Raw genomic sequence first — 18,223 nt, forward strand, 5'->3', positions numbered from 1 at the left:
TTGGTCTGCCATTATCCAAAGAATATGTATGTTTTACCGCATCATAAATAAAGTCAAAATCCATGACTTGATCGATTTTTCGCACTAGATGGTCTTCTGGTACAAGCTCGTCAAGAGCTGCTAGAGTAACTTGGTGACGCCCTTCAGTAGAATGCTTAGATAACATGTATATTTCTCCCCTCAAACATTATCTAAGTTAATTGTACAATAAAAAAAGCTTGTAGACATGATACTTTGTCTACAAGCTGATAGAACTTCCGAGGAAGTTCTATTTTTTTATAACTTTCTTATTTTGCTTACGTACCTATTCCTCAAGGAGATAATTTTCTATACAACTTCTACAACAATATCTTCATAAAGTTTCTCGTCAATGTATATGAGGACTTTCCATACCCCTGCTGATGGAAATCTTAAATGTGAGGGCATATTTACGCTATCAGGGCTTACCTCAGCACTCTCATAAAAGGTGCTTGGTCCTGAAAGTATATCAACAAGTTCCTTTGTACCTTTTTTAATGGCTTTTACTTTTACTGGCTTATCATAGACGTTTTCCTTTCCGAAATAAAACCAAAAATATTTCTGTGAATCTTTTTCTTTAATCGGAAATGGTCCAGTAAAGCCAACTGTGTCTTTATTTCCAACAATCTCGTAAGAACCTTTTTCACCACTTTCATATACAACTGAATGGTCAAATGTTAATGACAAATCCCAGTTCCCTTCAGACGTTATCTCTTTAATCTCATTTGTACTTTCTTGAGCCTCATTTTTTTCCTTTGGTTTTTCTAAGTCTTTTGCAGTTTTACTACTAGGAGTACAAGCAGCCATTATACCTATCGTTAGAAACAGAGATAAAGCTAGAAGCTTTTTTTTCACATAGAACACTCCTCCACGATTCATCTAACTTCTATTAAATCGTAAATCTAGATAACCTAAGCGTATCATATGTTTCGACACTTGGAATTAAATTCCCTTTTATCATCATATCATTCATCGTGACTTCATTTCGCTGATGATGAATGCCCTCTAACACTTGAAACCAAGCGAGGTAATTGTTTAAATACTTGGTCGCCACACCGTTAAATCGCTGTATCCATCCTTTGAGTCTTCGATGGTAGTTATTGACGTTCTGGATGTGATAGAGACCCTTTGTACGAACTTTCCCATCAGACTTGAATTGATAAATAGGCATACCTTTTTCACTAGCATAGGTTTTAAATGCACGCCAAGCATCGGTACATAACACATTTTCATTTGAGAGTTTATTCCCGATAGCTCTGTCTAATTGTTCCTTTGTCAATCTACCCATTCCTAACGTCTGCGAGAAAGTCACTTTGTCTCGGTCTCTTGCGACCAAAACACATACCTGTTCATTACTTATTCCGCGTTTCTTAGCGGAACCTCCTCGTTTACGAGGCTTTCTGTCTTTAATCTTTCTTTGTCCTTTTTCAGAGTACAGGAAATAGGTCTCGTCCATTTCAACGATACCTTCGAAATTTGATATTTCAATTTGTTTTAACGAACATAAAAGCTTGTGCCTCCCGTAGAACAAGGTGACGTGAGAAACATTACCAATCAACTCTGCTGATTTGCGAAGAGAATAACCTTCAATCATACATTCAATGAATTTAAGCCAACGATTGAGGTGACGAGTTCGGTATAATGCCGTATTGGTGAGGTCTGTAAACGTCATACTACAAGCTTTACAGCGATAACGCTGTTTTTTCACCTCTTCACCATCCACGATAGTAGAATATTTTCCAAATCGTACAATATGCTCTGACTCACAATTAGGACAGCGATAGCCTTCCTTATTCTTACGTTCAGAGATTTCTTGCAGTACCGTTCCTGTTGAGGATGATGCAGTAAGAGCACCAATTAAATACTCCCGTAATCGGTGTTTTTCCGCTGGATTAAGTTTTTAAATAGCTTTAAGGATATCGGTTGCTCTCAAAGTCATCACCATCTTATGTTTGATGACTACATTATAGAACATTTGTTCGAATTATGCAAATATCAACAATGACCTTTAACATAGCCTATCAAAAAAGAAAAAAGGACGTTTTGATGAATCAACACCACCATCTTGAGCCGTTTTACGTTTCTTAGGAGGACCTAAATCTCCAAGTTTGCGCGAAAATGAGGTAGTCCTGCGCGAACGTGTAACAGAATAATAAAATACGAATCGAGAAAATTCTCTACGGATCTTTGATGCCTACATGGCTTAGTTTTATATTTTTACCGTTAAATAGGCTATAAGAAGCGTGCAGAGTCGTAAATTAGGGTACCTATCCTTTATAAAGTGATTAAAAGGATAGGAGAGTGTTAAATTGATAAAAGCTGTATTGTTTGATTTGGATGGCACCTTGTTGGACCGTGAGACATCGGTGAAAAAGTTTATAGAGGATCAGCATACCCGATTGTCATCGGTGCTTTCCCATATTCCGAAAAAAGTATTTGCAGATAAATTTATCGAGCTGGAACAGAACGGACATGTGTATAAGGATAAAGTGTATCTGAAGCTAGCCGAAGAACTGGCTGTAAGGAGAATGCCGCCGGGCGAAATGCTTGATGACTACATGACACAGTTCAAACATCATTGTACTCCTTTTCCAAACCTTGTTAGCACGCTTGAAGAATTAAAGAAAAAAGGCTTGAAAGTTGGATTGGTCACGAACGGATACGGTGTGTTTCAAAATGACACCATTAAAGCATTAGGAATAAAGGAATACTTTGATGATATCTTGATCTCGGAGATGGAAGGTGTGAGGAAGCCCGATCCTATCGTGTTCGAGAGAGCTGCAGAGCGATTGAACGTTAAAACGACAGAGTGCATGTTCGTAGGTGATCACCCCAAAAATGATGTAGAAGCTGCGAGAGATACTGGAATGGTAGCCGTATGGAAAACAAGCCCTCACTGGGATAAAGCTGAAGCAGCTGAATACTCCATAGATGACCTGTCCGAGTTGAAGCTGATCATCGAAACTATGGAAAAGGCTGTACAACGTTCTATATAAGTCATTATAAGTCCAACATGAAAAAGGAGTATTTCTCTATGAAGGAGAAGTACTCCTTTTTAATGAATGTAATGGAACGCAATAAGGATTAATTAATATGAGGAGGGATGATCCTCATTGAATAAATCATTAGCCATTATCTTCTTTTTATTAGCGGCCTTATTTATAGGTAGTTATTTTATATGTAGATATTATTATTTACCAAACTTAATGGGATGACAGGTTATTTAAGATTGAAGTTATAAACTGTTTCTTGAGGCCATGGGTATCATTTGTTAACCTTATATAAAGTCTGAAATATTCGACAGTAAGATATAACAACAAATCCAAGATTGGTAAGTATAAATTGTCCCAACAAATTGTTTGCGTGACACCAATAGAAAGGAACGGTCTATGTCTTCTTTTATAGATAGCCCTAACGGAATTTTTCCTTCTGTATGCTCACTAGATTGTCCGGATCAATGCGGGCTGCTTCTTCATAAAAAGGATGGAAGGATCACGAAGGTTGAGGGGGACCCCGATCATCCTGTAACAAAGGGGTTTATTTGCAACAAAGTTCGAAATATGACAGAGCGGATCTATGATGAAAAGCGGCTGAAATATCCGATGAAGCGAATTGGTTCAAAAGGAGAAGGAAAGTTTGTCCGAATCAGCTGGGAAGAAGCGATAGATACGATTACGACCCACTGGAAGGAGCTGCTGAAAAGCGACGGTCCGGAAAGTATTCTTCCATACAGCTTCTACGGAAATATGGGAAAGCTTGTTGCTGAAAGTATGGACCGCCGTTTTTTTCATCGACTGGGAGCTTCTCAACTTGACAGAAGTATCTGTAACTCTGCGGGTTCTGAAGGCTACAAGTATACGATGGGTGGCAGTTATGGAATAGATCCTGAAGAGACGATCCATACGAAGCTGTTTATTTTTTGGGGAGTAAATGCGGTTAGTACGAACATGCATCAAGCCACTCTTGCTCAACAAGCACGAAAACAGCATGACGCTAAAATTGTTGTGATCGATGTCCATAAAAACAAAACGGCTCGATTGGCTGATTGGTTCATTCCTATTCTACCTGGAACGGATACAGCTCTCGCGTTAGGTCTGATGCATGTTTTGTTTGCTGAAGGTATGGTGGATGCCTCATTTTTGGAGCAGTTCACCGTCGGACATGAAGAATTGCGTGAACATGTTTTGCAGTATGATCCTGTAACCGTATCGAACCTAACAGGCGTACCGGTGGAGGATATTATAAAGCTTGCACGAATGTACGGAAAAACTTCGCCTGCTTTTATCCGCATTGGAAATGGTCCGCAGCATCATGACAATGGCGGTATGTTTGTCAGAACGGTCGCCTGCCTGCCAGCTTTAACAGGGCAATGGCTCGTAAAAGGTGGAGGGGCGATCAAAGGGAATTCGGCTTACCTTTCCTACGATACAAATAAATTGCAACGGCCTGACTTGTTAAAAAATAAAAAAACACGTGTGGTTAATATGAATTTGCTGGGAGAGGCATTGGTTTCTTTAGATGATCCGCCCGTTAAATCCCTATATGTTTATGGGTCTAATCCTGCTGTCGTTGCGCCAGCTGCCAATAAAGTTCAGAGAGGATTAGAACGGGATGATTTGTTTACGGTCGTTCATGATCTCTTTTTAACAGAAACGGCAAAGTATGCAGATCTTGTATTGCCTGCAACTTCTTCTTTTGAAAACACAGATTTTTATACATCGTATTGGCATCACTATATTCATTTACAGCAACCTGTAATTGAACCATTTGAGGAATCGAAATCAAACATGGAAGTGTTCAGGCTCTTGGCGAAGGGAATGGGGTTTTCTGAGGAGGCTTTTGATGAGAGGGATGAAGAATTAATCGCTCAATCATTAGAAAAGCCGATGAATCCTTATATGAAGAAGATCAATTACGTGGCCTTAACGAAACATCAGTACCTTAAGGCAGACGTGAAATTTCCAGAAAGACTCCCTACACCGAGCGGAAAGATTGAACTGTATTCTGAAAAGATGAAACAAGACGGTTATCCTCCATTACCAACCTATGTGCCTTTAATAAAAGACTCCGATCATCCGTTTCAGTTTATTGCAGCGCCGAACCATAACTTTTTGAATTCCACATTTGCAAACCAGAAAAAACATGTGAAATTGGAAAAAGAGCCTGTCGTGGTGATGAATGGTAAAGATGCTGAGAAATTGAACGTAGTTGATGGAGAGCAGGTTCGAGTTTGGAATGAACAAGGAGAATGTGTTCTCAAGGCGAGTGTTGGAGACACTGTTTTACCAGGTGTAGCTGTTACGCAAGGTCTCTGGGGAGCAGAAGATGATACAAAACATCTTGTAAACAAACTCACACCTGATCGGATTTCCGATATGGGCGGTGGTGCTACCTTTTTCTCGGGGAGAGTATCGATCGAAAGGTTATAGGATTTCACTCATTAGCAGTCAGTGAATAAAAGCATGCATTTCTTCTAAAAGGAGAAATGCATTTTTTTTATTGAGAAAGATAGAGGAGGAGATTTCCTCATCCATATGGAATACAACATTCAACTAGATCCTTTGTCCGTTCTTACTAGAATTCTATTAGAATGTATCCTATTATGGAGAGGTGGGTATTCATATGGAAACAAGTAATAAAGTTACCATAACAGTTGAAACGACAGTCCAAAAGCCAGTTGCGAAAGTTTGGAAATATTGGACGGAACCCCAGCATACCACAAAGTGGAATTTTGCTTCTGATGATTGGCATGCGCCTAAAGCGGAGAACGATTTAAGGGTAGGCGGAAGGTTTCTAACAAGAATGGAAGCGAAAGATGGCAGCTTCGGATTTGATTTTAGCGGAGTTTATGACGAAGTGAAAATTCATGAATATATTTCTTACACGATTGATGATGGAAGAAAAGTTGAAATTACATTTATCAACAATGAAAACAACACGAAAGTAATCGAAAAGTTTGAGGCAGAAGGAAGCAATCCGACCGAAATGCAAGAAGCAGGTTGGCAGGCGATTCTGGACAATTTTAAAACGTATAGCGAAAACCTCTAATTCTATTAGATCGTGCATTTCTTCTTCAAGGAGAAGAAATGCATTTTTAATGAAAACTATTAAATGATTAAAAGGGAGTAGGGATACAAGATGAATGTACAAGAAGTGATGCAAGAGCTTGAAGCTCTCCGTAAAGAACGCACCAAGAAGATATACATATCAAACGGTGCACGCGAGCCGCTTTTTGGTGTAGCTACGGGACAAATGAAGCCGATCGCCAAAAAAATCAAAAAAGATCAAGCTTTGGCTGAAGAGCTATATGCTACAGGAAATTATGACGCGATGTACTTTGCAGGAATTATTGCGGATCCAAAAGCAATGACAGAGTCAGATTTTGATCGTTGGATGGATGACGCCTATTTTTATATGTTGTCTGATTATGTGGTTGCGGTAACTCTATCTGAATCAGACATCGCACAAGAAGTTGCTGATAAATGGATTGCAAGCGGCGAAGAGTTGCGCATGTCAGGGGGCTGGAGCTGCTACTGCTGGCTGTTGGGGAATCGTCCGGATACGGAATTTAATCCAGACAAGATTGCTAGTATGCTTGATCAAGTAAAAGAGAAAATCCACGATTCACCTGAACGCACAAAATCTGCAATGAATAATTTTATTTATACAGTAGGAGTTTCCTATATACCACTCCATGAAAAAGCTCTTGAGACCGCTGAAGCAGTAGGACCTGTAGAAGTTAAAAGGGAAAAGAAAAAGAGTAGTTTTCTAAATGCTTTCGAAAGTATTCAAAAAGATATTGATAAAGGGAGAATTGGTTTCAAACGTAAATATGTGAGATGTTAAACACCTCATCTTTTTTGGTTATTTAGTCGCTTATATACGTATTAAAAAACAGGTACGCTAGTGAGCATACCTGTTTTTTTTTAATTACTAGCCTTTAATTACTATTAAAAACTTAGACATAAATACCTAAAATTCACCTTTATATAAAAGGAATTTCCTACATTTTGTCGAAAAACAAAAGAACGTAAAACGAGGGAGTAGGGAACATTATGTGGGAGTCAATTCAAAGCATGTGTTTGCATGTGGTCTTCATTCTTTTTACCATCCTTATTTATCAGGTCTTCTTCAATGAAAGAGAAGAGAGGCGTAAGAAGATTAAATCTAAATTTTTTCTATTCATGCTGATTATACTCACTTTCACAATGAGCCAACCTGTTCATCATTTTGAAATTTATAAGTATGATTTTAAAGCAGTCGTTATCATCTTATCTTTCTTATACGGAGGTAAAAGAGCAGGTTTTGCTTCATTTTTAGCCCTCCTCATCACTGGTTATTTTACAGACCAGAAGATATTCGTTTTATTGGGCAATTATCTAATTTTTTGTTTATTGTTGCTCCCTGTTTCCAAATGGTTCCATAAATATCGGCTGAAAGGAAAAGTCATCGTGGTCAGTTTGTTTTATTTAACGATCCCGGTCACAAGAGCGGTTTTTCTTCAGCTGAGAGGAGATGACCGAGAAACTTTTTTTGAATTAAGCTCATCCCTTATTATTTTGGCTACTCTGATTGCGATCATCTATTTAATTGAAAACATGAATGAGCAAATAGAAATGAGACAAGAGTTGATTAAAGCTGAAAAATTGAATGTCGTCAGCCAGCTTGCGGCCTCTGTTGCACATGAAATTCGCAATCCGATGACTTCTGTAAGGGGCTTTATGCAATTGATGCAAAAAGAAAATCTAACGAAGGAACAGCAATTATACATTAGCATCTCCATTGAGGAACTAGACCGAGCTCAAGAAATCATTAATCAATATTTAGCTCTTGCAAAGCCTCAGACCGATCAATATGAAACGATAGATTTGACTTCTGTCATTAAGCAATCCATCGACGTCATGCATTCGTATGCCATTTTAAACAGTATACATATTTCACAGGACGTCGAACCCTCTCTCAAAATCGAGGGACTTAAATTAGAAATTCAGCAGGTGTTAATCAATATCATAAAAAATGCGATTGAAGCGATAAAAAGCGAAGGGGAGATCTGGATATCCGCCGCAAAAAATGCCAAAGGTTTCATATCCATTCAGATTAAAGATAACGGTGTGGGATTAACGCAAGACCAGATCAAAAAACTAGGAAGCCCCTATTACTCTACCAAAGAAAAAGGAACAGGATTGGGGTTAACCGTTTGCCACCAAATCATAAAGCAGATGGGTGGGCACATAACAATCAAAAGTGAATTACAAAAAGGAACGTGTTTTACTATCAATCTTCCTTCTAAATAAATCATATTTTTACAGAATCAGTTAGAAATACCCAATCCACTTTCTCTGAATGTCGAGTATTTCGTCTCATTGTCTATCTCGTATTTTGACTGTAATCTTATTCGTGAATAAGGTGATCTACGGAAAAAAATAGTGAGAGGAGAACACGACATGATTAGGATGATCGCTAAATGTATGCTGGTGGTTTTATTAATCTTTGGACTCTCTCCAAGCGGTCCAGCAGTAGGAGCAGAAGTGAAATTAATCTCCGACATTCCACTCAGTGACCGGCTTCACGAGCTTACCCTTGAAAGTCCGGCACTGGGAAAAGATACTTCACTTCAGATCTTGCTGCCATCGGGGTATGAAGAGTCCGATGAAACGTACCCGGTTCTTTATTTGCTGCACGGTTGTTGCGGGGATTATAAAGCATGGACAGCCCGTACGGATGTTGAACAGGTAACCGAAGACCTGCCGATGATTGTAGTGATGCCTGATGCGGGCAGAGGAGCAAGCTATTCGGATTGGTACAACCAGGGAGCTTATGGACCTCCAAAATGGGAGGAATATCATTTGAAAGAGTTAATTCCTTTCATTGAACACCATTATCGTGCGAAGGGTACGAGAGACGGTAGAGCAGTGGCTGGTTTATCCATGGGAGGCTTTGGAGCGATGTCTTATGCGGCCCGTCACCCTGATCTCTTTGCAGCAGCCGCTTCGTTCTCAGGAGTCCTTGATACGAATTTAGATCCGGATTTTTTAGAAAAGACGATTTTTCAAGATCAAGAAAAAGTTCCTCCAGGTACCGTTTGGGGTAATCGAGAAACACATGAGATTATCTGGAGAAGCCATAACCCGTGGGATCTCGCTGAGAATCTTGAAGATGTAGATCTTGCCATTCACACAGGAAATGGCGAAGCGGGAGGTCCTTTAGATGAAGGTTTGGAATCTCCGGTTGAAAGAACGTGTTTCGCGATGTCAACAAGCCTTCATGATCGATTAGATGAACTGAAGATTCCACACATTTGGGACAGTTATGGTCCTGGATCACATACGTGGGGGTATTGGCAGCGAGATCTGCATCAAACACTTCCTCGGTTAATGGACATCTTTAATAACCCGAAGCCAGCACCCATTCCTTTTTCTTATAAATCAGCCGAAGATTCATTTACCATCTATGAATGGCAAGTGGCGTTTCAAAGAGAAGAAATGGCATTTGCAAAGCTTTCCAATGTTTCACCAAAAGGATTTGAACTCATCGGATCTGGAAAAGCAAGTATCACAACAGCACCATGGTTTAAGCCGGGTGCCCGTCATAAAGTAAAGATCAGTGGGGCGAAGGGCAAGAAAGTGATTCAAGCGTTTGCTGATAAAAACGGAAGACTCCATCTTGAACTCAACTTCTCGTCGCGTAAAGCTGGAGATCAGTTATCTGTACGCATTGAACCGAAAAAATGAAGAACAGCTGCCGAAACAGGCAGCTGTTTTACTTTATATCGTTTTTTGTAAAAGTTTATGTTCTTCGAGCAGATCTATATTTCTTTTATTTATTATGTATTCTTTGATTTGTTTTCCTATTTTAGCGTAAAGTTCTACATTCTCTAATTCGGATATAGGTATCCATTTTACGCCAGTTTGATTAGGGTCAGGTTTGTCAGGGAGTCTGGGTATAGACCCTTTTTTCAAGGTACACTCAAACATCATAACTAAAGTGTGGGTCTTTCCATACTTTTCGTTGTTCAAATGCGGTGCGTACTCATATACAAATGCTAATGGACCAACTTCAATATCAATATTAGCTTCTTCTTTTGCTTCTCTTATTACGGCCTCAATAATTGATTCTTTTGGTTCAGTTCCACCAGCAGGCAAATCATAAAAAACTCCTCTATAGGGGTCATTGAATTCAGTTAATAAAATCTTATTATTTTTAATAATGATTGCACCAGCTCTTACTCGGATATGACCAGACATTTTTTTACCTTCTTCCAATCAAAATGTTTACTTTAGAATGATGATAGAATGATGTTCAACTATCTAGCTCGTTCTACTAAAAGTTACTGTAAATAGGATACCATAAAAAGTAAATCTAACCTTGGTTTATAATAAAGTAATACCTTTATAAAATGAGACTAATGTAAATATTCATTACTAAAAACCTAATGCTAGGTGCTGATAAACAGCACCTCTTTGTTTGGCTTTATACTGCAATAAAACCTTCAAAATGTGCCTAGGATATTTCAAAGAATAGTAGAGGCTATTATTGTGCAGGCGCATTGACAATAAAGGGTCTGTAAAAGGATATAAATCTCATAAAAAACTCGTTACAGTAATAACAAGGAGGATAATTGAATGCTGTTAGATGAACGCAGTGCCATTTTAATAAGATTATTACAACGATCAACCCACCTTAAAATGAACGAACTAATAGCACAGACTGGTCTGACGCGAAGACAGCTCCAATATGGAATTGGAAAAACAAACGATTGGCTTGAATCTCATGGATATCGTCCAATCGTCTATGATCAAAATGCAGGTTATTATTTGCAAGATCAAGTTGCAGTTGACTCCTTAGACATAAAGCTCACGAAACGGACTTATGTTTTTTCGGAAGAAGACAGGCAAACTGTTTTTTATCTTATCCTTCTACTTAGTCAGGAACTCTTGTCCGTTTATCACTTTCAATCTATTTCAGGTGTTTCTCGTAACACCGTCATAAAAGATCTGCAGCGTCTTAAGGAAGTTGCTCAAAAGAGTGGCTTGAAAATTAAATATTCTAAGCAAATTGGTTATGTAATTGAAGGGGACAGCAATCAAAAAAGGTATGTTGTTGAGCAGCTCATTCGTGATGTTTTGAATAGCGGAAATGTTTCTCTTATCACACAGTGTGTATGGAGAGAGCATGAGGAAAGAATGCACGATATTCAGAAACAGCTGATGATGTTTGAGCGTCAATCGGGAATAACATTTAGTGATGAACGCTTGCAGGAACTCGTTTATCTATTCTTATCCACTGACCACCTAATCGCTAGAGGAGAAACCATTCATTCAATAGATCATTGGGAACAGCTTACCTCTACGAAAGAGTACCGATTTGTCGAAGAAATGACTCAATCCAATACCTTTATAGCGGAATGGAGTCAAAGTGAGAAATTGTACGCTACTGTACACCTGATGAGTATGAATCGGACAAAAGATGCATCTCCTCTACAAGAAAGTAATGAAGACCTTCGAGATCTACTAAAGAAAGTAGTTCAAGAATTTGAGAGGTTAGCATTTGTGCACATGCATGATAAGGAACAATTTTACGATCAATTATTCGTACATTTTAAACCTGCTTACTATCGATTGAAGTACCGTGTAACCCTTATTAATAATATGACAAAGCGAATTCAAAGAGTGTATCCAGAACTCTATCATGTTACGAAAAAGTCGTTATCACCAATCGAAAATGTGATAGGATATCCGGTTTCTGATGATGAAATTGCCTATTTTACCATTCATTTCGGAGGATGGCTTCGCAAACAAGGAACAACTCTTGATGAAAGAAAGCGTGCGATTGTTGTATGTCCAAATGGGATCGGCATAAGTAATATTTTGGTATATACCTTGCGAGAATTGTTCCCCGATATATTGTTCTTAGATGTCTTGTCTGTCAGGGATGCAGCAGATTATCCATTGTCCTATGATCTCGTATTTTCGACGGTTCACCTCAGAACAGAAGCACTCCTCTTTGTTGTACCTCCGATTCTAGAGGTGCAGGACAAGCATAAACTGCGTCAACATGTAATGCAGAGGCTATATGGATATACCTTGCAGAACTTAGACGTGAATTCGTTGATCGAACTAATTGGACAATATACAACGATCCATAATCAAAGTGATCTAGAAAAAGCTATACAAACACATATGTATACATTCGCACAGAAAAATACGAAACTTCAGTTTGGGGAGGAAGAGAAGCCGGTGCTAGAGGAGTTACTAACAACACAAACGATCCAATTAGCAGCAAAAGTTACTGATTGGAAAGAAGGTATACGTACTGCTTCAAAACCACTATTAGAGCTAGGAACAATAGAAGAAAGTTATGTAGAGTCAATGATTGAATCGATTGAGGCAAACGGACCATATGTCGTCATAACACCAGGAGTCGCTATACCACATGCACGCCCTGAGGAAGGCGTTCGCTCCCTATCAATGAGTCTATTAAAACTGGATGAAGCGGTAGAATTTGCACCTGGCAAGCCTGTCCGCCTCATTATTGTTTTAGCGGCCGCTGATAGTGAATCACACCTGCGTGCACTTGTTCAGTTGACGACATTATTAGGGGATCCAGCGAACATTGAGGATATTTTACAAAGTAAAGATAAATCCGTTCTATTAAATTACATTCAAAAGTATTCAAAGGAGGAAACAAAATGAAGATCATGGTTGTATGCGGAAATGGATTAGGAAGCAGCTTTATCATGGAGCTAAATGTGAAGAAAGCCTTAACAGAAATGGGGAAAACAGCGGAGGTAGATCATACGGACTTGGCTTCAGCAAAAACGGTTCCAGCAGATATTTATATAGGAGCTGCTGACATTGTTGGACAGCTAGACGATGGAGATCGAACGATCGTTACATTAGAAAATATGATGAATATCTCAGAAATCAAAACAAAGTTAGAAAAACATATTTAAGGAATGTGATGAAGGGAGCGGGAAAAGATGCTAGATTTAATTATGAAAGATATTTTAGGTACACCTTCTATTCTAGTTGGGCTCTTTGCTCTCCTTGGCTTACTCCTGCAGCGTAAATCTGCTGCAGATGTAGTATCAGGTACATTGAAAACAGTGATGGGTTTCATCATCATAGGTGCAGGAGCTACAGTTTTAATCGGAGCGCTTGATGTATTTAGCCAAATGTTTGATCATGCCTTTCATGTACAAGGGGTTATCCCAAATAATGAGGCTATAGTAGCTGCAGCACAAAGTAAGTTTGGAACTTCAACGGCACTAATCATGGTTTTTGGTATGATCGTCAATATCATATTCGCTCGTTTTACTCCGCTAAAATATATCTTTTTAACAGGACATCATACCTTATTCATGGCATGTTTGATTGCAGTTTCTCTCTCTGTAGGAGGAATGAATGGTATTCCTCTCGTTATTACCGGCTCAATCATATTAGGAATTTGTATGGTTGGTTTTCCAGCTTTACTTCAGCCTTATGTTAGAAAAATAACAGGAGGCGATGATTTTGCAATTGGTCATTTTGGAACCATTGGCTATTATATCTCTGCAAAAGTTGGAGAATGGTTTGGGAATAAAGAGAAAACGACTGAAGAGATAAAAGTACCAAAATCCTTTGGATTCTTACGTGACACATCTGTAGCCGTTTCGCTTACCATGACCATATTTTTCGTTGTTGTAGCCTTATTTGCCGGACAGAGTTTTATTGAGACAAAACTATCAGATGGTTCTAATTTTATTGTATTTTCCTTCATGCAAGCCATTACTTTTGCGGCTGGAGTATACATTATATTAACGGGAGTACGTATGTTGATTGCTGAAATAGTCCCTGCCTTTAAGGGGATTGCTGACAAAGTCGCTCCTAATACAAAACCAGCCCTTGATTGTCCAACCGTATTTCCATTCGCACCAAACGCAGTTATTATTGGTTTCCTCTTTAGTTTTATCGCCGGTATGATCTCAATGTTTATTCTTCCACTTGTTGGTTTGAAAGTAATTGTCCCAGGGTTAGTTCCACATTTCTTTACTGGTGCTGCTGCTGGTGTTTTTGGAAATGCCACAGGTGGAAGAAGAGGTGCGATGTTCGGCTCATTTGCGAATGGCCTTATCATTAGTTTCTTGCCTGCGATTTTATTGGTGTTACTAGGGGATGTCGGTTTTGAAGGAACGACATTTGGAGATTCAGATTTCGGTATAATTGGAGTATTGATTTTAAGTATTATGAAACTATTCGGATTAGCCTAAAGCAATAGAATAATCATAAGTAGAGAAGTAAAAAAAAGCAGCCGTTTTAAATGAACGGATGCTTTTTTGATTTATGGATTTTGCTAAAAAATATATGGTATATCGTTAATCTTTATCTTGCTTATATTCTCGGTATTATGAACCTGAGCTCATTCTAATCGTTCTTTATTCGCGGTATGTTACGATAAAACAAGTAAATTGAAGAAGTGAAAAAGAAAGAAGGTTTATTCATGTTAGAACTGCTGAGTATCGTCTTGCCGGTTTTTGCAATCTTTTCTATTGGGTTTATTGGGCAAAAGGTAATCGGCTTTGATACACCATCGCTCTCCACTATGGCGCTCTATCTTATGTCTCCTTTCCTCGTATTCCGCACGTTTTACGAAACGACGTTAACGAGTACATATGGATATATGCTTATTTATACGCTTGTTCTTTGTTTCACACTTATTGCATTGGTTTATGTGGTATGCTTCCTCAAAAAATATAACACACGCGAGACATGCGGGATGATTCTCGCGTCTGCTTTCATGAACAACGGTAACTACGGCACGCCGGTAGCTCTTTTTGCTTTTGGTGCTGCAGGTCTTGATTATGCCGTTGTTCTCATGGTCATTCAACAGCTGGTAATGTGCACAGTAGGCATTTACTACGCCGCTAAGGGAAGTCCGGAAAATGATGGCATTTCGTCTGCACTAAGGGCCGTAGTCAGAATGCCGATCGTATATGGAGCGGTAGCTGGAGTTATTTTTCAACAGTTGGGTATTAAAATAGAAGGCTCTGTTGCAGAAGCTCTTGATCTCGTTGCTGACTCTGCAATTCCGACCATCATGATCATTTTAGGGATGCAGCTTGCGAAAATTTCATTGCGGCATGTTCAAGTGGAAAAGCTGACATACTCACTCTTGTTAAAGTTGTTCGTGTCACCATTGATTGCATTTGGTATCACTCTCTTTTTACCCATCGATCCGATGCTAAAAGCCATCATGATTTTAATGGCGGCCATGCCATCGGCGGCAAATACTACCATGTATGCACTTCAATTCGGGACAGAACCAGAATTCGTATCCAGTGCAACATTAGTGAGCACGTTACTTTCTCTAATAACGTTGCCTGTTCTACTCGCTATCCTCTTATAATGAACGTTTTAAAATACACAGGACCACAATATACATATAAAAGAGCTGACCCTCCGGTCAGCTCTTTTATAACATAAGTTAATTAATTTGCACTCTGTTTTTTGCTAGTCTTCTTGCTTTTCGATTGTTTTTTATTTGCAAAAAAACCTTCAAGTAGGCTGATTCGAATCAAAATAGACACCCCCCTATTTTGAAACTAGGAAGGAGAATATACCATACATCCTCCTTCTCTATATCTTATGCAGGCTTGTCTCAAGGGTTTGGACATTAATGGGTGAGGAAGCGGAAATTTAAGACAGAAAGGAGAACTCACTCAATAAACCGCTATATTTACATAGCTTCACAAATACTGAAAGACTATTAAAAAAGATTAAATTTACATAAATTGGGATGCGGTCTATTCTTGTACTATAAACAGAAAATGGAATAACTAAGTATGTTAGAAAGGGATTGCTTTTATGGACTATGAGATGCAATTACTTTTGCAAGAAATCAAAAGATGCCGTCAAAAGATGTATGAATTGAGACCAAGCACAAATGATTTTTCGAACCATGATTTTGTAAGACAAAGTCAGATGTTGGATAAGTTAATCTTGTATTATCAAAAGAGCACATTAAAGAAGAAAACGATGCCCCCTAGCTGTTTATGATTGATCAAGTAAATACCTCACGATTCTATCAAATTCTTTTGCTTCTGTTGTGAATCCTTTAGTAAGAGGATAGAGCGCCCAAAAATCTTGTAAGATCAAATCTGGATTCTTAAATGGGATAAGAGCTAGATTTCCATTAAGTACATCTGCGTTCTTTTTAAAGGTAAAATTCAATACGAAAGAAAACGCATGTCCGTCTAGAATAGCGGATCGCAATACTTCAACATTGTTTGATGAAAAGAGAATTTGATTATGATTGAAATACGTATCATTAAAAGTTGTTCCGCCTTTTGAATTGTAAATAACGATCTTTTGATCATCCAGTTCATCAGGTGATACATATTCCTTATAGTAAAGAGGAGATTTTTTTCCCACACAAACACAAACATAACCCGTGTAGAGAGGCTCCGAGCCAATTCCTTTCTTATGCTCCATAGAAGATAACTCATACTCTGTAAAAGAACTCAATCCAATATCGATCGTCCCGTTCTTTAATTCTTCTAAAATCTGTTCCTGATCGATTTCTTTGATCATCACATTAACCTCAGGAAACTGCTCATGAAATAGAATAAAAGCATCATACACAATATAGGTGAGTGCCGGTGCACAGCCTACTTTTAATGATAATCTATCCGCTTTTTGTTTCATTGAAAGCTCTTTTTGCAACTCATCCATCTTATGCAGAATCTCATACGCCTTAGATACGATAACCTTTCCTTCTGCGGTAGGGAGTGTGCCATGTCTGGAACGCGTAAAGATCGAGACACCAAACTCTTTTTCAAGTTGAGTGATTGATTGACTGATCGCAGAAGGAGACAGATGAAGCTTGTCAGCAGCTTTTGTGATTGAGCTTTCCTTTGCGACCTCTACAATGTATTTAATCTGTTCCAAATTCATATCATTTCTCCTTTAGTTAAGCAGACGTTAATGAAAAAGCTTCTATATTCATTCTAGCTTAAAAACTAGTTTTATAGGAAATGGGAAATGTGACCAAAATGATTTCAGATAGAAAATACTTTCTATCGAATCAGAACTTCATTATAATAACCTCTATATCTATCAATCTCTCGTAAGATACAGGTAAGTTGCAGCTAGGGGGTATGCTTCATGAAACGGTCTCGACAAATCGGCTTAATGATGATCATTAGTGGTGCCACGCTTTGGGGGATCTCTGGTCCTATGATTCAGTGGCTTTTTCAAAAAACGAGTCTAACATCTGCTGACTATCTCGTTATTCGGTTAATAGTAGCGGGAATCATTCTTTTAAGTTTTTTATTTTTATCAAAACACGATGTCTTTACGATTTGGAAACATCCAGGTCAAGCGTTCCAACTCATTATCTTTTCGGTCCTGGGTATGCTCGGGGCGCAATATGCGTTTATCGAGACAGTGTACATAAGTAATGCTGTAACCGCTACGTTGTTTCAGTTTCTTGGTCCTGTTCTTATCATGGTGTGGGTTGCAACACTTAACAGAAAATGGCCATCATCTATGCAGTTTATGGCTTTATTTGCAGCACTAGCGGGTGTTTATTATTTAATTACGGATGGATCTGTACAGGACATTGTCTTATCCAAGAAAGCCATCTTGTTTGGAGGATTAACGGCGCTCGGGTTTATGTTTTACACACTGCATCCAGCTTCACTCATTAAGAGATGGGGTACGTCGATTGTGGTAGGGTGGGGAATGCTGATTGGCGGGATTGTCCTCTATGTTGCAAATCCAGGATTTAATCTGTCAGAAATATCAGGTTCATTCACGCTCCAAATATCTTTCATGCTTTTGTTGATCATCCTAAGCGGCACAATCTCTTTTGTTCTTTATATTGGAAGCTTAAAATACTTGTCCGCTGTGGAAACTAGCCTGCTGTCAAGCATTGAACCGCTTGTAGCTGCGATTCTATCCATCACATGGTTGAATGAATCGTTTGGCATGTATCAGCTCTTAGGCGGAGCGTTTATTGTGATGGCTGTTATTTTCCTGGCGATTCCTGAAAAGGAAACATCAGCGATGAAAGAGAAGTTTTCTTGAAAATAAAATAAAACGCAAAAAGGTGATTTCGGTTTAGTGGAATCATCTTTTTTTATAAGATGGTTTCGTTTAACGATATATGAACATGGGCATATTTGTAAAAATGAGCGAGTAAGTTAGCAATTTTTTCTATCGCTCCA

General features: G+C 38.7%; 15 protein-coding genes and 2 pseudogenes. 12 read left to right on the forward strand and 5 right to left on the reverse strand.

Going from position 1 to position 18,223, the window contains the following annotated elements; all coding sequences use genetic code 11:
* The 3 genes and pseudogenes from M3206_RS07230 to M3206_RS07240 all read right to left on the reverse strand — a co-directional run.
* Positions 1-166 (reverse strand): annotated as a pseudogene (locus tag M3206_RS07230) (IS5/IS1182 family transposase); the annotation flags it as partial.
* 161 nt (positions 167-327) lie between these two features.
* Positions 328-873 carry a DUF4871 domain-containing protein gene (locus M3206_RS07235; RefSeq protein WP_251311850.1) on the reverse strand — a complete coding sequence of 182 codons (546 nt, stop codon included), beginning with the start codon at positions 871-873 and terminating at the stop codon, positions 328-330.
* Between the two features lie 34 nt (positions 874-907).
* Positions 908-1,957 (reverse strand): annotated as a pseudogene (locus M3206_RS07240) (IS1595 family transposase).
* Positions 1,958-2,327: 370 nt separating this feature from the next.
* Here M3206_RS07240 and M3206_RS07245 point away from each other — a divergent pair.
* From M3206_RS07245 to M3206_RS07270, 6 genes are all read left to right on the forward strand, one after another.
* Positions 2,328-3,014, forward strand: coding sequence for an HAD family hydrolase (locus tag M3206_RS07245; RefSeq protein WP_251311851.1), 687 nt, complete (start codon positions 2,328-2,330; stop codon positions 3,012-3,014).
* 393 nt (positions 3,015-3,407) lie between these two features.
* The gene (locus M3206_RS07250) at positions 3,408-5,447 is read left to right on the forward strand and encodes a molybdopterin-containing oxidoreductase family protein (RefSeq protein WP_251311852.1); all 2,040 of its coding nucleotides are present in this window, start codon (positions 3,408-3,410) and stop codon (positions 5,445-5,447) included.
* Between the two features lie 193 nt (positions 5,448-5,640).
* Complete coding sequence (locus M3206_RS07255) at positions 5,641-6,066, forward strand: SRPBCC family protein (protein ID WP_251311853.1); 426 nt, start codon at positions 5,641-5,643, stop codon at positions 6,064-6,066.
* 90 nt (positions 6,067-6,156) lie between these two features.
* On the forward strand, positions 6,157-6,864 hold the full coding sequence (locus tag M3206_RS07260) for a DNA alkylation repair protein (RefSeq protein ID WP_251311854.1): 708 nt from the start codon (positions 6,157-6,159) through the stop codon (positions 6,862-6,864).
* A 209-nt stretch (positions 6,865-7,073) separates the two neighbouring features.
* Complete coding sequence (locus M3206_RS07265) at positions 7,074-8,312, forward strand: ATP-binding protein (RefSeq protein ID WP_251311855.1); 1,239 nt, start codon at positions 7,074-7,076, stop codon at positions 8,310-8,312.
* 150 nt (positions 8,313-8,462) lie between these two features.
* On the forward strand, positions 8,463-9,749 hold the full coding sequence (locus M3206_RS07270) for an alpha/beta hydrolase (RefSeq protein ID WP_251311856.1): 1,287 nt from the start codon (positions 8,463-8,465) through the stop codon (positions 9,747-9,749).
* 33 nt (positions 9,750-9,782) lie between these two features.
* On the opposite strand, the gene M3206_RS07275 is transcribed toward M3206_RS07270, so the two are convergent.
* Positions 9,783-10,262 carry an NUDIX domain-containing protein gene (locus M3206_RS07275; protein WP_251311857.1) on the reverse strand — a complete coding sequence of 160 codons (480 nt, stop codon included), beginning with the start codon at positions 10,260-10,262 and terminating at the stop codon, positions 9,783-9,785.
* A gap of 378 nt (positions 10,263-10,640) precedes the next feature.
* On the opposite strand from M3206_RS07275, the gene M3206_RS07280 reads away from it, so the two are divergent.
* From M3206_RS07280 to M3206_RS19180, 5 genes are all read left to right on the forward strand, one after another.
* A complete protein-coding gene (locus M3206_RS07280; RefSeq protein ID WP_251311858.1) occupies positions 10,641-12,710 on the forward strand; it encodes a BglG family transcription antiterminator in 2,070 nt (689 codons plus the stop codon).
* Positions 12,707-12,970, forward strand: coding sequence for a PTS sugar transporter subunit IIB (locus tag M3206_RS07285; protein ID WP_251311859.1), 264 nt, complete (start codon positions 12,707-12,709; stop codon positions 12,968-12,970). The genes M3206_RS07280 and M3206_RS07285 overlap by 4 nt, the downstream gene beginning before the upstream one ends.
* Before the next feature lie 27 nt (positions 12,971-12,997).
* Positions 12,998-14,266: a PTS ascorbate transporter subunit IIC gene (locus tag M3206_RS07290; RefSeq protein ID WP_251311860.1), complete on the forward strand. Its 1,269-nt coding sequence runs from the start codon at positions 12,998-13,000 to the stop codon at positions 14,264-14,266.
* A 230-nt stretch (positions 14,267-14,496) separates the two neighbouring features.
* Positions 14,497-15,402: an AEC family transporter gene (locus M3206_RS07295; protein ID WP_251311861.1), complete on the forward strand. Its 906-nt coding sequence runs from the start codon at positions 14,497-14,499 to the stop codon at positions 15,400-15,402.
* Positions 15,403-15,872: 470 nt separating this feature from the next.
* The gene (locus tag M3206_RS19180) at positions 15,873-16,052 is read left to right on the forward strand and encodes an aspartyl-phosphate phosphatase Spo0E family protein (RefSeq protein ID WP_425590715.1); all 180 of its coding nucleotides are present in this window, start codon (positions 15,873-15,875) and stop codon (positions 16,050-16,052) included.
* Here the strand turns inward: M3206_RS19180 and M3206_RS07300 are convergent.
* Positions 16,047-16,949 (reverse strand): LysR family transcriptional regulator, encoded by a 903-nt coding sequence (locus M3206_RS07300; RefSeq protein WP_251311862.1) that lies wholly within the window; start codon positions 16,947-16,949, stop codon positions 16,047-16,049. The genes M3206_RS19180 and M3206_RS07300 overlap by 6 nt on opposite strands.
* A gap of 210 nt (positions 16,950-17,159) precedes the next feature.
* Between M3206_RS07300 and M3206_RS07305 the strand changes: the two genes are divergently transcribed.
* The gene (locus M3206_RS07305) at positions 17,160-18,083 is read left to right on the forward strand and encodes a DMT family transporter (protein ID WP_251311863.1); all 924 of its coding nucleotides are present in this window, start codon (positions 17,160-17,162) and stop codon (positions 18,081-18,083) included.
* Positions 18,084-18,223: the final 140 nt, after the last annotated feature.

This window comes from Fictibacillus phosphorivorans, assembly GCF_023715845.1.
Taxonomy (GTDB): Bacteria; Bacillota; Bacilli; order Bacillales; family Fictibacillaceae; genus Fictibacillus; species Fictibacillus phosphorivorans_D.